At 47.0% G+C, this 14,881-nt stretch carries 15 protein-coding genes; 3 read left to right on the top strand and 12 right to left on the bottom strand.

Going from position 1 to position 14,881, the window contains the following annotated elements; all coding sequences use genetic code 11:
- Nucleotides 1-84 precede the first annotated feature (84 nt).
- From AB1L17_RS23500 to AB1L17_RS23455, 10 genes are all read right to left on the bottom strand, one after another.
- Nucleotides 85-303: a hypothetical protein gene (locus tag AB1L17_RS23500; protein WP_024984543.1), complete on the bottom strand. Its 219-nt coding sequence runs from the start codon at nucleotides 301-303 to the stop codon at nucleotides 85-87.
- Nucleotides 304-391: 88 nt separating this feature from the next.
- Nucleotides 392-1,264, bottom strand: a complete 873-nt coding sequence (locus AB1L17_RS23495) for a type II secretion system F family protein (protein ID WP_024984544.1) — start codon at nucleotides 1,262-1,264, stop codon at nucleotides 392-394.
- A 3-nt stretch (nucleotides 1,265-1,267) separates the two neighbouring features.
- Nucleotides 1,268-2,125, bottom strand: coding sequence for a type II secretion system F family protein (locus tag AB1L17_RS23490; RefSeq protein ID WP_310764576.1), 858 nt, complete (start codon nucleotides 2,123-2,125; stop codon nucleotides 1,268-1,270).
- Nucleotides 2,126-2,135: 10 nt separating this feature from the next.
- The gene (locus AB1L17_RS23485) at nucleotides 2,136-3,527 is read right to left on the bottom strand and encodes a TadA family conjugal transfer-associated ATPase (protein ID WP_024984546.1); all 1,392 of its coding nucleotides are present in this window, start codon (nucleotides 3,525-3,527) and stop codon (nucleotides 2,136-2,138) included.
- A gap of 12 nt (nucleotides 3,528-3,539) precedes the next feature.
- Nucleotides 3,540-4,739: a CpaE/TadZ family protein gene (locus AB1L17_RS23480; protein ID WP_412847296.1), complete on the bottom strand. Its 1,200-nt coding sequence runs from the start codon at nucleotides 4,737-4,739 to the stop codon at nucleotides 3,540-3,542.
- Nucleotides 4,736-5,548, bottom strand: coding sequence for an RcpC/CpaB family pilus assembly protein (locus AB1L17_RS23475; RefSeq protein ID WP_342405578.1), 813 nt, complete (start codon nucleotides 5,546-5,548; stop codon nucleotides 4,736-4,738). Before AB1L17_RS23475 ends, AB1L17_RS23480 begins: the two co-directional genes overlap by 4 nt.
- Nucleotides 5,549-5,625: 77 nt before the next feature.
- On the bottom strand, nucleotides 5,626-6,066 hold the full coding sequence (locus AB1L17_RS23470; protein WP_024984549.1) for a hypothetical protein: 441 nt from the start codon (nucleotides 6,064-6,066) through the stop codon (nucleotides 5,626-5,628).
- Nucleotides 6,063-8,312, bottom strand: a complete 2,250-nt coding sequence (locus AB1L17_RS23465) for a hypothetical protein (protein WP_412847298.1) — start codon at nucleotides 8,310-8,312, stop codon at nucleotides 6,063-6,065. The genes AB1L17_RS23470 and AB1L17_RS23465 overlap by 4 nt, the downstream gene beginning before the upstream one ends.
- Nucleotides 8,313-8,324: 12 nt before the next feature.
- Entirely contained in the window at nucleotides 8,325-9,758 is a 1,434-nt protein-coding gene (locus tag AB1L17_RS23460; protein WP_412847299.1) for a hypothetical protein, read from the bottom strand.
- On the bottom strand, nucleotides 9,755-10,684 hold the full coding sequence (locus AB1L17_RS23455; protein ID WP_412847301.1) for a stalk domain-containing protein: 930 nt from the start codon (nucleotides 10,682-10,684) through the stop codon (nucleotides 9,755-9,757). The genes AB1L17_RS23460 and AB1L17_RS23455 overlap by 4 nt, the downstream gene beginning before the upstream one ends.
- 234 nt (nucleotides 10,685-10,918) lie before the next feature.
- On the opposite strand from AB1L17_RS23455, the gene AB1L17_RS23450 reads away from it, so the two are divergent.
- The 3 genes from AB1L17_RS23450 (at nucleotide 10,919) to AB1L17_RS23440 (ending at nucleotide 11,758) form a co-directional block, all read left to right on the top strand.
- Nucleotides 10,919-11,002, top strand: coding sequence for a putative holin-like toxin (locus AB1L17_RS23450; protein ID WP_116335379.1), 84 nt, complete (start codon nucleotides 10,919-10,921; stop codon nucleotides 11,000-11,002).
- 293 nt (nucleotides 11,003-11,295) lie between these two features.
- Nucleotides 11,296-11,379, top strand: a complete 84-nt coding sequence (locus AB1L17_RS23445; RefSeq protein WP_412848891.1) for a putative holin-like toxin — start codon at nucleotides 11,296-11,298, stop codon at nucleotides 11,377-11,379.
- 160 nt (nucleotides 11,380-11,539) lie between these two features.
- Nucleotides 11,540-11,758, top strand: a complete 219-nt coding sequence (locus AB1L17_RS23440; protein WP_412848890.1) for a putative holin-like toxin — start codon at nucleotides 11,540-11,542, stop codon at nucleotides 11,756-11,758.
- Between the two features lie 382 nt (nucleotides 11,759-12,140).
- On the opposite strand, the gene AB1L17_RS23435 is transcribed toward AB1L17_RS23440, so the two are convergent.
- Nucleotides 12,141-13,691: a fibronectin type III domain-containing protein gene (locus AB1L17_RS23435; protein WP_412847302.1), complete on the bottom strand. Its 1,551-nt coding sequence runs from the start codon at nucleotides 13,689-13,691 to the stop codon at nucleotides 12,141-12,143.
- 9 nt (nucleotides 13,692-13,700) lie between these two features.
- The gene (locus AB1L17_RS23430) at nucleotides 13,701-14,876 is read right to left on the bottom strand and encodes a triple tyrosine motif-containing protein (protein ID WP_412847303.1); all 1,176 of its coding nucleotides are present in this window, start codon (nucleotides 14,874-14,876) and stop codon (nucleotides 13,701-13,703) included.
- Nucleotides 14,877-14,881: the final 5 nt, after the last annotated feature.

Below are 14,881 nucleotides of genomic sequence, written 5' to 3'. Positions count from 1 at the left end.
CGGAGAAACCTTCGCATTCGCACCCTCTCCTTTCGGAATTGATTTCATAAATAGAAAAACCGGGCATTTCTGCCCGGCCTCCTTTTACCAGCTTACTTCTTCGTTGATTTGGCTGTTGTTTTTGATGTTGTCGGATGTTTGGCTCCAATAGTCTTTTAAGAACGTATAGCCAAGGGAACTGAATCCAAAAACACCTACGACAATGACGACCAACAGAATTTTCTTTTCCATCAGCACCGTACCACGATCGTTGCGGAGCGGTTTAAACAGGACTTTTCCTTTTTGAATCATTTTTTTCCACATCGTAATCCTCTCCTACATATTTTTTTGGCTTGATTTCTTAGAGATTGCATCTACTCCATAGGGGGATCTCTCAAACTGCTCGCCCCCCTTAAAAGGCCGGCCCTTTGGACAGCATACTCACCAAATACAACGCCATCAGCGTGGCAATAAACAGGATACCGTCCAAGGCAATGATCATATTCATCGCTTTTACCTTGGCAGGACGTACTTGCTTTTCGCGCTCCATGAGTTTTTTGTCCAACTCCCGAAACGTCGATTCCATTTGCCCCAAGATTTCCTGACCATCTTTACCGGGCCCTACTGTCATGTATTGAGAAAGAGCTGTACTGAATTCAATCAATTCCGGCACCTTTGTACTTCTGGCAAATTTTTGAACTGCCTCCTGCGGTGACAGAAACTCCAAGTCTTGTTTGAGTACTTCCGCATACGCTCTCAGCCCACTACCTGTTCCGTGTTCGCAAGCAATTCGCAGCGCATCTGCTGGGGTCTTTTGCCCCTTGAGCAAGAGTCTGACCGTCAATGCAAAGTTGGGCGTTTCCTTTCGTATCTCTTCCCGCAATTTCTTCGCTTTGTTTTTAAGCTCTCTCCTCGGCTCGAAGAAAAAGTATACGGCTAAAAGGATACCCAGAACGAGTATGAACCAAGATTTCACGAACAAGTGAACAATAAGAAACAGCAACAACACACCGACCATGTACACAAATTGTTCAACGACAATCTGCTCAGGTGTCTTCCTCGAATCAGCATCCAGTAGTTCTTGCTCAATCGCAGCTCTGGTTCGCCGCAAGTACTTGTTGGTCAGAGGAAAAAGAAACTCGAATGACCGGTGCCATGTTTGATCGGGTTTGGCTTCCTCTAAAAGAATTGATGCCCGATAGGTTGACGAGGGCTGAAACAGGTAAAACAGGATTAGAAAAAGGAGGAAGGCCAGTAACCCTCCCCCAAAAACGAGAAAGATCAACGATCACACCTCTTTTCGGATAATGAAATAACTCACGACGGGGACAAAAAGAGCAATCCCCAGATACACGGTTAACAAGCATTGGCCTACCAAACTATTTGTGTACACTGCAAATATTTCTGGCTGAAAGAACCGGAAAAATGCCACTGCAGCAATGAACAAATAGGACAGCCAACGATTCTCTCGAACAGCACTTAGCATGGCATTGGCCAGCTCCATTCTTGCCAATCGCTTGGTTTGAAAGAAGGCACCCGCAACCAATACGCCTTCGGCTGCGCTGTCGCCAACCGATTGACTGATCTCGGCCATCTTCACAAACAAGTTCATTTCGGGTACTTTGAGCCGTTCCATCATCTCCTGTAGGGCTTCCCCAATCAAAACATCACTGCTGTGAAGCTGGTACACACGCATGAACTCGCTTTTCAACGGCTCGTCCAGGCTCGGAATCGTGGTCTCCAACGCACGTTTCCAGTTTTTTTGAATGCGAAAAGCGGCGCCCAAATTTTGAAGCGCCGGTCCCAACTGCTCTTTCGCCAGATCCCGAATATGGCGTTCTTTATTTAAGTAAAACATCTTGATTGAGAAGTAATTGGCGACCAAAACGAGTATTGGAATAAATGGGTTGAGAAAAAGAAAAGACAAGCCGACTCCGATTCCGAAAGCAAGTCCCCACCATATGACTTGTTTCTGAACCGAAACCCCCAGCCTTTCTCCCTCGGCAAAAAAACTATTGCGCTCTCTTTTTGCTGGCTTGTGCAGTTCAATCCACTTGATCGTCTCTCTTTTCCCGGACTCAAACCATAGCAAGAGAAGGAAGCAAAATAACGTGGCTCCTACAGCTAACAAAATCGCCATGCTCATCGTTGCCACCTCAACCAGCGGGTTGGAGATACTTTTCGTATCTCGTTCTTGGAATTTCTGCATGTTGGAACATTTTGACCAGACGTTCAGAAATGGGGTTGCTGCGAACAAACTTTTTATGATCCCAGTCATACTCGAAGATCGGGTTGAGGATCAATTCTCCGTCTTTGTCAACGCCAACAATCTCCACGATTTCAAACACGCGGCGGCGGTCATCTTCAGCAAAATGCTTCTGCATCATGATAATGTTAAGCGACTTGGATAACAGCCGATTGGCGTCCTGTTTGGCCATAAACCGTGCCAAAAGCATACTAATCCGTTCTGCCAATTCTGAAGCACTGAGGCCATGCATGGTAAACCACAACGGGTGCCCAATCAAGGCAGCCTCAATCGCCGCCAAGAGATCCTTCTCTTTGCGAATCTCCCCGATGATCAACCGCTTTGGTGTCTGACGCAAACTGGTAACGACCAACTTTTGGATCACAATGTCCAACGACTCATCTTCCATAATCCGACACTCTTCCGAAATAAAGTGATAGCCTTCCTCATAGGGATACAACTTTTCCAATCGCATTTCGGCGGTGTCTTCAATGACAACGACTCGTTCGCCTTTTTTTATGAAGCCTGCCATCAGCTTAAAGGTTGTGGTTTTTCCCGACCCGGTACTCCCGCCCATGCAAATGGAGCAGCCCCCTTGAACAATTAGTTTGATAAACTCAAACATCTCGGGCGACGCTGTTCCTTTTTCCAAAAATTCCGTTTCCGTCAACGTGATCGGAGGAAACTTTCGGATGGTCAAGATGGGCCCTTTCATTTGACTGATGGGTTGCCATACCACATTTACCCTGCATTCACCGATCCGCGCATCCACAATCGGATTCTTATCCGATACTGACTTTCCGCATGAATTCAGGATTTTGGTGACAATGATGGTCTCCAGGTGCTTCTGATTGTCAAATTGAATCAGATCCCCTGCTGGGCGGTCTTTTCCGTTTTGCTTTACCCACGGCTGATCGTACCCGTTAATCATGATCTCCGTGATGGAGTTGTCCTCCAACGCATCATCCAGCGGCCCCAATGAAAAAATGTCTTTCCAAATACGGAGAACGACATCATCGATGCTCATGCCAGCCACAAACTTTCGTTCGATCTGCAGGTAGTTGCGGATAGTCCGCTCTACCTCCGGCTTTCGTTTCTTATTGAACAGCGCATCCTGGACAAGTTTGTTATGTTCGTTCATGAGAAAGTTTCGCACTTCATTTCGCACCAATTCGTAGTCGGAACTGGTGTGTTCCACACTTTGTTCTTCGTCTGGCCGAGAAGACTTCGTAGCAGCCTGCTGGCTTTGCAGTTGTTGCAGGTTTACACGTCCTCTATTTAACAGGATTTTTTCATTTTGCATCGCTGACCCTCCTCACACGGTTTTTTCTCGAAACAGGGAAAATTGTGAAAGAAGGCTGACACGCCCTGTCTTTTTTGAACCGGCTTCCCGTCTTTTCGTTTCCTTCTCTAGCCCCAATAACCCTTCAGCGATTTCACCGATGGCTGACTCAAACGACTTTCCACCAAGCAAGTTTAATTTGTGAACCTCGGTGATCATCTGCGGATCATACGGAACAGTATAGGTGACGCTGCGCTGCAGGAACTCCTCGAATACGTCAATGTCCATCTTTTCAGGAAGCTTGTTGAGAATCACCTGTGCACCGTCCGTTGGAACACCGGTGTTCTCCAGCAGTTTGATTCGTTGCGGGAACAACCGCACAGCAGACGGACTGGTATCCATAACAAAGACACGTTGATCGCAAGCCCTGAGTATAGCCAAGTGTAACGGCTCATCCGGGTCGCTTCCCATGGAAAAAATGATGTTTTCAAAGAATGGTTTGGCACCTTCCACGATTTTTTTCATGTAGTCGGTAATCTCGTTGAGGTCCGTCCCCAAGGTTGGAAAATACTCGAACCCAAGGTCTGCCGACGGAGACAGCACGTACAACAAATCCGGCAGCTTCTTGAAGTGTTCCGCCAGTTGTTTGGAGACTTGCCCCATCTTGGACTTATGCAAAAAGTAGGGTTCCATATTGGGCCGTTCCTTGCTTTGAAGTGCCTCCAACAGTCCTTCCAATGTGTATCGCGAATCTTTATACCCGATCAGATACGGAGCCTTGGGAAATCGGATGTCCATGTCGATGTACAGCGTTTTCTTCCCATTCATGGCCGAATAAAAAGACAAGGCCCGGGCAATCGAACCAGCTCCTACCCCCGGTTGGATGCCAAAAAACCCGACCGTTCGCTTCACGTTCAAATGGGCAATGTGCTGCTTCTGCTCTTGGGTTTGATTGGAAGACTGAATCCAGGCGTAAATTTGCTCCCATCTCACTTCCCCTCCTTTCAAAATGGAGATCGAGGGAGACAAGTTGACGGGAGGATCGTACGCCAAATAGAGAACAGGAACCCCCTGGCTCGCGAGCGTATTCGCCACTTCGCCGGTCGGGTCTGTGGTATCTGACAGAATGACAGGTGATTGTGCATCTCCAAGATCATAGCGTTCTTCGCACACAATCCCATAAGCGCGTGCGAGCAGAGTAATCTGCTCATAGCTGCTTGCGTTGATGATCATCGGTCATCCCCCTTTGTAGTTTCGTGAACCTGAAACGTGTTACTCAATTCCGCCATCATCCATTCCCGCATACCCTTGACTGACCAAAGCCCATTATCCGTAGCTGATGTTGTTTTGCCATAGTCCTTGTAACTCACTCCGGCTACTTGAATGGTTCCGAGTTTTTCAGCCAGTTGAATCAAGGCGATCTGTTCATTATTGACTGCGAGAAGAATCGTTTGCGGCACAACATTTGCCCCGATGGTCACCGGTTGCTGCTCATCACTGCTGTTTCGGGTAACGGTATCTGTCGTTGGCCGTGACTTTTGAGAGCTGGTCGCATACGTCCCGATCACCCTTACTTTTTCCAGGAACGGACCAATTACTGGCTTTTTGTCCTCTTTAGCCACGGCTGACAGCCACAGGTCAATGTAACTGCCTTCCGTAATCTGGGCTGCTAAGGAAGAGCGCAAATTGGTGTTGATCGCAATCATCTTCTCCCCTTCGTTGAGGAGCATTGCCGCTCCATCTTTCATTTCCTCCGCCGTCAATACCTTGCCGACGTACAAATAGCTGTTCGGAGGCACCGTATAGTTGGTGGCTGTAAACTTGTTCAGGACGTCTTCCGGTTTTCGGAACACATTTGGCGGAACAATCTTCGCTGGGTGCATACTCACCTTTATTACTCCATCGTCAAACATCTTTTGGGTAATCATGGTGCGGGGAGGAATCTCTTGTGAGACAGTCAATACCGGAACCAATGCATTTTGTCGTTTTTCATACTCTGTATATCCGAAGTAAACACCCCCTCCAACCAAAGCAGTAAGCATAAGAAGGATGACAATCCTCACTGTTCTTTGCATAAGAAAAAGGCGCTTGAAGCGCGCCCATTCACCACCTTTTCTGTTTACTCATAGTTTTTTACGTCGTACTTCGATTCGATGATCTCTGTTGTCTGCACCGGGACGTTTACCAATATGTTATTCTCCTTCATCAGCTTGAGAAGAGAGCTGCTGTAGTCAGCATCTATGGCAAGAGAAAGAAGCGCGGGTGAAGTTTGTGCACTCATCCGCACGTGTAGTTCTTTCGCGCCCACATTCAGGTTGTTTTGAAGTACCCGGCTTATGGTATCCTCCAACCCCTCCCGCATCAGATAAGGAGGATCACCTACTCGAAGAGCGGCCCAGTCCTGATGTTTGATAATGGCCTGCCGTGCCGCCGCAATCGACGCACTTCGAAAGTCTTCCTTTCCGAATACAACGATGGTTACGTCTTGAAAGTACGCAATCACAAAAGCTAAGCAAATAAAAAAGGCTACCATCTTGGGTATCCCAGTCAAAGTGATCACCTCCCGGCCTCTTGTGGATAGACGGAGAATTCCGTAACATCAAGCCCGCTGGAATGGTCCTTTCCATTGCTGTTGTACCAGGGAGCCAGTTCGTCGAAATACCATTCGTATCCTTGCCAATCCCATCCCGGTTGAATATTGTGGGGATATGGATTGTTTGGATCAACTCGTCGATAAATGTAGTCATCGTGAGGGCTCCCAAGGATATTGTATTGCTCGTCGATGCATGTAGAAAGACGTGGTGAGACAGGCGTTGCCGTCGTATTGCCTTCAATATCCGTATGAGTAGTAAAGGTCACTCCAGCCCCTTCCCCCTTCACCGCAAACGGATACGTGCCATCCTTTTGATAAAAGCTGGTGTAATACTTGTTTTGCCCATCTACGTGCTGACTTTCATCGACTGCCAAAGGATCGAGTGTGTAAAGGTATTCGATGGCCTCTATGTCCTTCTGTCCCCGTTCAATCTTGGCCCGTGGAAATTGCCAGATGTTCGATGATTCGGGTGGTGGGTTTTGAGGAACCAACTCGACTGCCGGCAGGATAACCGTATCCCCCTGATGCTCCTCTGAATCGAATTCCGCCATGATCCAAGAGAAATCATGTTTTCTTCCATTGTGCGGATTGGAGTTATGGTATTCTGTTTTCAACTTGTAGGCAAAACCCATCCCCGCTTTTACGGTTGCCGTCTGATACTCTGGTGTAACAACTATGGACTCATAATACTCTCCGATGCAGATGCTGCAGCCAACAGGTGTACAATTGCAATAATACTCATAGGTGCCTGATACCGCTGTCGTCTGGATCACTGTCCCGCGACAAGCAGCCCCGACCACTTCTTCAGGAAGCAATACGACACTTGCTGATTTGATATTGTCCGTGTACGTGATCTCGTCAAACTTCCGTGGTACAGGATGGATCTCAGCCTCCAGTTTATATGTCACCCTATCAGATCTTCCAGTTACCGGCGTCTTCCACTCGAAAGGAACTTCCCGCTCTTCGCCTGGATTCAGATGAACAGTTCGTCGGCCAACTTCCTTTCCATCGAAACGCAGAACGAGATCGACTGTTTCGGGCATAACGCTATCTGGTATGTTCCCTACCAGTACAAGCGTCGTAACATTGTCTCCCTGTCGATAGACCCCACCTTTGACTGATTTGACGTACAGATTCACGTTCTTCGTCAAATCAAGCGTAGTGACTTCCAAGTTGTTATGAAACCCATACAACTCAACCGGAGGCGCATTTTCAAGTGGATTGAGCCGGGCATATACGGTATTTTGCAGCGGAAATGTTGCCGAAATGAATTTTTCTTCTCCAACCCCGAGTGAGATATTCGATACCTCGCCCAATCTTGTTTCTTCTGCCCCCAACCCATATTCCAAGGATGTGACCAGCGTTTGAGTACGTCCCGGCAAATCCTTTTGCTTCACAGGAAACTCGACTGTGATTCCAGTGGCTGTCTTACCAGTCAAAATGCCTTCCCCGATTTCTAAATCCGCGAAGTCAAACTGAACGATCATGTTCGCGTGATTGTCCCCGTACTCTTGTTCCAAAGGATTGTGATCGGGATTCACTACGAATTCAATCGCTCTTTCCTTTTTCCCCTGCATGTCAAACGTGATGGAAAACGGTATGGTTTGGCGCCCCAGATTCTCATACCTCCCCGGCAAAGTTACTTGCTTGACTTCCTGCCATTGTGGATCACCCTCCCATTTCCATGCTACATTCGTTGTTTTCGGACTTGGTGATTGATTTTCCACGATTACCGAAACATCTCGCGTCTCCTTATCTCGTTTGATCAGGATCGGATTGGGACTCACCTCAAGCAGCTTCAAGTTCGTTTCGCTGCCTGCAATAACCGTTACCGTATAAGGTTGCGCTATATACCCTTCTTCATCTTTCGCATGAAGTGTGACCTCATACGTCCCCTTTTGAAGAGAAAAAGTCCCGGAGTTTGCCTTTTCTTCAAGCCATTGTTCTTCAAAAACTGTTGTCGTTTGATTGGTCTCAGTGTTCCTGTACTCCAGGGAGACTATCGCCTTCTTGTTCGCTGAGAAGCTTTCCAACAAAATTGAATAACTGACTTCCCCTACGTCTACATACACTGTCGAATCATTTTGCCCATTGATCGTCAGCGAGTAGATCACAGGTGGCCGACTTGTTGAAAAACTTGACGCGGGGAAAATCGTACCCAGCAGGAACACAATTACGATTAACGGGAGCAGGATTTTCCTTCTGTTCCTCAACTATCCCACCTCTCACTTTTGGAAATTAACAATCGCTTGAATGGCTCCCTTTACCTCATCTGGATAAGTGTAGCTGGCTGACAGTCCTTCACTCGTTGTGGTGGCCTTAGCCCAAAAACCGCTGTCAACCAATGGGGACGGGAACTGGATGGAATATTCACCCTTGTACTTCTTCTCTGGAAGAACGATCTCCACCGATTGGCCTTTATTCACCTCATATCGTTTCAAGAACTTTTCTCCCTTTGTCTCAACGAGGTAGGCTACCAATGGCCTCGTCTCTTTCGAAAGATTTTCCAGGATGACCCCATTCTTGCTTTTGCCAATTTTAAATTCCCAAAGATTCAAAAAGATGCTGCTTTGAACGTCTGATACTCGAACTGGTTGATTCAGTTGGCCGCCAATCCCATAGTTTTTGTTGACCGATTCAAGTACGGTGCATAACGCAGAGTTATACTGCATCCCCCAGACAAGAGGTCCTCCATACTTAATATTGGTTCCGTCAGTCACATCCGGGAAGTAAATTCTCTGCGTCGTATCCCTCATCTTCACAAGAACGGGTTGGCAGCCCTGTGTGATTCCATTTTGAATGACAATCGATTTGGAAGCGGTTCTCCCAAACTTGTCACTGACCGTCAGTGTTACTTGGTTTTGCCCCTGTTTTAAACCGGGCAGTTCAGACAAGGGAACATTCCCCTCATAGGTAACGGTGTAGTTGTTGACCGGCGAATTTCTCGAAAAGAGCTCCTTCGTATCCGTTCCGTTGACGGTGATTACTCCAGTGATCGCCGTATCATAAATCGAGTGGGCCAACGCTTTAATACGAAGACTCCCATCCGAATTTTGTTCCAGGATAGGAATGGAAGGCCATGGTGTGCTGTCATAGTGAGTTTGGAACAATGGCGATGTAATTCCATCTCCATTTTCTACTCGGGCTATATTGTTCAAACCACCACCGGATAAATAAAAAACGGCCCCTATGTCGATATAGGGGACGTTGTTAACCAAGTATTGTTTTACAATCGGGTGAGGATTAGACTTGCTGACTTGCTCCCATACCCATTGGGCATTACCATTCGCCTTAGCCACCAGGTCTTTAATGAGTTCTTCCTCAAGTGGAATTAAGTGATACCCAGACTTGTCTTTAAACTTGTCTTCTGGTTCTATACCAGGAAGTGGTTGGATGTCGAATTGGACCGTTTGCAAGTAACCGCTAGTTGGGGTTTCCACTCCGGTAATAACGTTCCTGATTTTCAGATCGTGCCGATAGGCGAACGAAGGCCTCCATTGGACACCTGATAGACCGGAAGAAGATAAATCACCTTGCAAGTAAATGTCTTTTTCCCCATAATAATGTTTCCCATAGGGATAAGTTGCAGCTGCCGAGACCATCGTCGAAGTCAAGAAAATAAAAGTAAGTGCCAAACAAATAATTCTTCGTGGTTTCATCTCTTAGCACCCCATTCGACTTTCATCTCCGGGACATATACAAACACTCCATTTTTCCCAACATTCCCTTGGAAAATAGCAAAGTTTATTTGTCCACCATTCTCACTGACCGTAATAGAGAATGATTCACCTTCTTTAGTTTTCGTTAAATTCTGATTCAGATTTTTGTCTTTATCATCCGTATACGTAAGCGCCATAACATGCCCTTCCGGCAGTTGAGGAATTTTACCTGTTATTACTCCGTTTTCGAACTTCAAGCTGTTAAGAAAGGCTTCAACCGCCGGCTCAGTTGTAGAATCTTTGGGGAGAAGGAAGTCAGGATAAGAAGGAGCTACAACCGTAAACTGCTCATCCAGACCAACTTTCGACCCTACACCTGAACTGCCGGGCGTAACTGAAGAATTCCCACTTCCCGGATTGGTTGTTCCTGGTTGGCCGGTGCTTGGTGTTGCCGTGCCTGGAGTTCCAGTCCCATCAGGCAGGTTTGTGGTGATCAGTACAAGTCGTTCAGTTGCCAACCAGTCTACTTTTGCGCCGTAGGCTTCACTGACAAATCGCAGCGGAACGAAAGTGCGATTGTTTTGCAGCGTGGCAGCTGCATCAAAAGTGATCTCTTGACCGGCTACGACTGCCTTCTTTTCCCCGATCTTGAGCGAGATTTGCTTTCCGTCCTTGTTCATAATGACGGTTTGTTTTGCTCCATCCCAGTCTACTGAGGCGCCCAGTTTCTCACTAACAAAGCGAACCGGGATCATCGTCCGACTGGTAGATGGATCAATGAAAGGCTTTGCGTCTGGGAAATGGACAGAGACATTGTCCACCTTTACCTGAATGTCCTTACTGTCCGCGCGAACTGTGACCGGACTGATGGCAGCGGTCATAAGAGCTGCTCCAAGGAGATACTTAACAAAACGAATCTTTTTCATATGAAATCACCTCATTTTTTTTGTTCTCTCCCGATTTTTTCCTAGCGTTATATTATTTCATACTTTTCCCTCCTCTGGAAGTTGCGAAAACTCTTTCTATAAAAATGAAAAGCCCCTGGCGTTTTGCCAGAGGCTGGTACTCAAAATCTCAATCCATGGTATAATCTTCATTGTACAATAGCATGGCTCCTCAAGGGTGGTCGGCTCATCCCCTCATGAAAGGGGGTGAGGCTGATGGAGGTTTATCAAGCACTGTCATTGATGTTCATGTTTGGTATGTTCATCTTGGCTTTGCTGACTTACCTCAAAAAGAAATAGACCGCCCTTGAGCTAGCAACTCGCGCGGTCTATTCCGAAATGAACTTGAGCCGCCCCCTTGTGGGGAACGTCTATTGTGCAGGACCGTAGGTGTTGCGAGCACCTGCGGTCTTTGTTATTGTATGATCCTCTTTGGTGGTTATTATACTTCTTTTTGCTGCAAAAGTCCATTTTGACGATCCAGATAAAACCTTTTTTTGTGACATTATGGTATACTATGACTAGCACAATAGAATCGGCTCCTCAAGGGTGGTCGGCTCACTCTCTATCCCATCAGGGAAGGGGGTGAGATCGTGACAGTGTACGAAGCACTTTCATTAATGCTTACTTTCGGTCTGCTGATCGTAGCCGTGCTGTCATTCCACAAAAAGAAGTAGACCTCCCTTGAGCTTGGTAGGCCTGGAGGTCTACTCACCAACGATTTGAGCCGCCCCCTTGTTGGGGGACGTCTATTGTGCAGGACCGTAGGTGTTCCCAGCACCTGCGGTCATTTTTATTGTATGACCCTCTTTGGTGGTTATTATACTTCTTTTTGCTATGAAAGTCCATTTTGACGTTCCAGATAAAGCCATTTTCTTGTTCCGGTATGGTATAATTTTCTTGCACAATAGAAACGGCTCCTCAAGGGTGGTCGGCTCACTCTCTACCCCATCAGGGAAAGGGGGTGAGACAATGACAGTATACGAAGCTCTTTCGCTGATGCTTGCCTTTGGCATGTTGCTCGTAGCCATACTGTCTTTCCACAAAAGGAAATAGACCGCCCTTGAGTTAGCACCTCAGCGGCCTATTTCACACCAAGTATTGAGCCGCCCCTTGCGGGGAACGACTATTGTGCAGGACCGCAGCGTTGCCGCGCTGTTGGTCTTTTTTAGTGTGTACAATTACTGTTGTAATTAGCATATCATAAAACACTCGAGAGTAGAAGCAGATCACCCTTCAACCTGATATACCGGGTAAACTGCTTTTACGATCCTGAGAGCTTTTCGTTGTGGACACCACAATCAATAGAAAAGCGCACTTCAAGCACTTACTTATCGTCAATACTCACATTACCATATCCAACCAATGTTTGCAATCATTTTTTCTTTTAATGATTAAAAAAATACCCTTATCATTTTCTGACAAGGGTCGCTGTCGATCAATTCTTCAGCTCTGAATGGGTCAGAACCTCAATCTGCAAATGACCGCCGTTTTTCGATATGTTTACAACCTCCGGAGCTGTCCGGTTTGGGGTTGTAATCTCCCGTTGTCCACGATACAAGTATTTGCCATTACGTACCTCGAAAGAAACGACATAGGCGGTTTTGTCATTCAGATTTTCAAAGCGTGCTTTCTTCGTAATCTCTTGGGAAACCCCTTCGATGGTTGCGACCACAGCGTAGTTGGATTGTGGTACCTCAACGTCAATCCAGGCTTTTCCGGAGTTGATCTGACCATCGGCGACCAGGTTGATGGATTGGATAATCTGTGCTGCCTCTTTCCTGAATGTCTCCTCTTCTGATGTACGTTTTTCCGGGGTTTTTATTGTAAATTGCCTTTCTCTCTTTCTGGTACCGTCACTGACTACAATTGTCAGAACATAATCCTGGTTCCACTCAAGATCACCAAATCGAACGGATTCGTCACCCAAGGATTGAGTAACCCCATTGACTGTCCCCTGAACATCCATTCCACGTGTGTTTTTCACAATTACATCGACCCATGCCCCTGTATCGTCAGCGTCCACCTGGTACACAACCTCGGAGAAGATGTCCTCCGCTGCTTTGTCAAATTCCTGATCGGGATCAGAAGTAACTGGAATCATTCCCGTTCGGAATGTTTCTGAAACCCATTCGGAATACTCGTGATTGGAAGACTCAACCCGGGCCTCATAGGTGTACTCCGTATTCTCCTTGAGTCCGGTTTCTTCGATCAAGGTTCCATTTACAACAGGGTTTCCTCCTTCACGTTTAGCCTCTATTAAAACATCATCCGGATTCCCATTGAGGTCAACTTTTAACGTAATGCTCGTTGCGGTCACGTTTTGGACCTTCAAGATCGGCGGCGCCGGCTTGGTCCAAATGGTAATCATATTCTTGTTGCTCATGACACTATTTTCAGCCCAAAACTCGTACGTGTACGGCCTTCCTGGTGAAACCGTGTCATCTGTAAAAGTCGTGTCTGTAAACACTTTCGCCTCATCCCAATCGGAGCGTTTCACTTTGTAAACATGTGCCCCCTGTACAGGGTTGACAACCAAGGTTATACTACGATCCGTACTATCTTGAGAAGCCAAGGTAGGCATGGCTGGAGCCTGAATGAGTGTTAGAGGCTCCGAGTACAAAGTCTCAAGCCCTTTCCCATTTCGTGCTTTGATACGGATATACACGGTTTCCGCATCTTGCAGGTCAAGGGTAAACGTATCTCCGTCATTGTGTGGGGTCCAATCTTGCACGACATCAAAAACAGAGAAGTCGGGAGATCCCGACTTCTCCATTTTCATTTCCGTTCCCGATGGGTTATTCGTGTCAATTTGAACAGTGTGTGTATTTCCAGACACCCCGGCTACAGACAACTTAGGTACAGTTGCCAGTGTCCATTCCTCTTGCTCAGCCACTACAGACAGATTGGCCGCAAAAATTGTATGAGCAGGTTGGCCTGCAAGGAATACAAGGGCCAAGCCAACCTTTCTCCAGCGCTGTTTCATCATGAAACCTCCTTACTCTGCATATCGTGCTTCCCCAAGCACCTTGTATTTTCGATTGGGCTGCAAACCGGTAAACGTGTACGTCAGTTCGGAGGCAGCCCATCCCGTACCTTGTTGAGCCCAATCTGTAGTCGCAACCTCCTGGCCATTCTCATCCTGCAGGACAATTCGGAACTCAACATTCGTCGAATCTGAATTCGGTGTAAGCGTTACTGTGATCGAGTCTTCCGTCGGAACGGTATTAACCGTAGGTGCAGCTGGTACAGTCCCCGTCACCAGCTCGATCTCGGCCGTTTCCTTCGCATTCGGGTTTTGCGGGTTATTTCGGGCTTTTGCGTATACCCGATACCTTCCGGGAGATAAAGAGCCAAAGTTGTAGGTCAGGTCTGTAGTCCAGTCACTTTCATCAATAGCCGTACCATCGATTGTGATGATACGATATTTGTATTGGGTTGTAGACGGATTCCCGTTTGCATCAATCGCAACGGTCAAAGACGTTTCAGTGCTGTCAGTCACTCGTAAATTAGCTGGCTCCTTGGCATCCGTCCAGATCTTCACTTTATCTGATGGCACTGAATCACCTGTCGTATTGGAATGAACAATGTAAAACTCATAGGCGGTATCCGGTGTTAAGTCGGCCAATGTTTTGCTTGTGTCCCCGTCATCTATCGTGAGCTGCTGATCGTTGCTGTCAAACAGCTTGGTCGTCGTACCAGGCTCGTTCTCCCAGTTGACCGTGATGGTTTGGCCATCGACACTTCCGGTCGGTGTTGCAGGTTTAGCAGGTTTTGTCAGGAATTGACCGGTCAGGTACTCTCCGTTTGTTTTTGGAGGCGAATCCTGGTTGAACGACGAAACCCGAAAATAATACATCTTATTACCCACCAACCCTGTAACCGCTTCTTCCATATCGTCAATGCCCTTGTCCAGCAAAACCGTCCAGTCGGTTTGATCTTCAGACATTTCGAGAGTATACCCGGTATTTGAAGGGTTTCCATTCGCATCCCAACGCAAAGGCAGCGACGCGTCTGTCGCTGCCTCCGTGTCCAATGTCAAGTTAGCAGGAGTCTTTGCCAAAGTTACCACGTTAACAATCGTCGTAGAAACCGCACTTGCAGCGAATGAAAGTTGAGCAAAAGAAAAGCAACCTAACAGCGTTAGAATTGCTATCTGACGTACTTTTTTCACAATAA

Origin of the sequence: Brevibacillus jepli (genome assembly GCF_047229145.1) — a bacterium.
Lineage (GTDB): Bacteria > Bacillota > Bacilli > Brevibacillales > Brevibacillaceae > Brevibacillus.
Note: the sequence above shows the minus strand (reverse complement) of the source record. Positions and strands in the feature narration are given on the sequence as shown.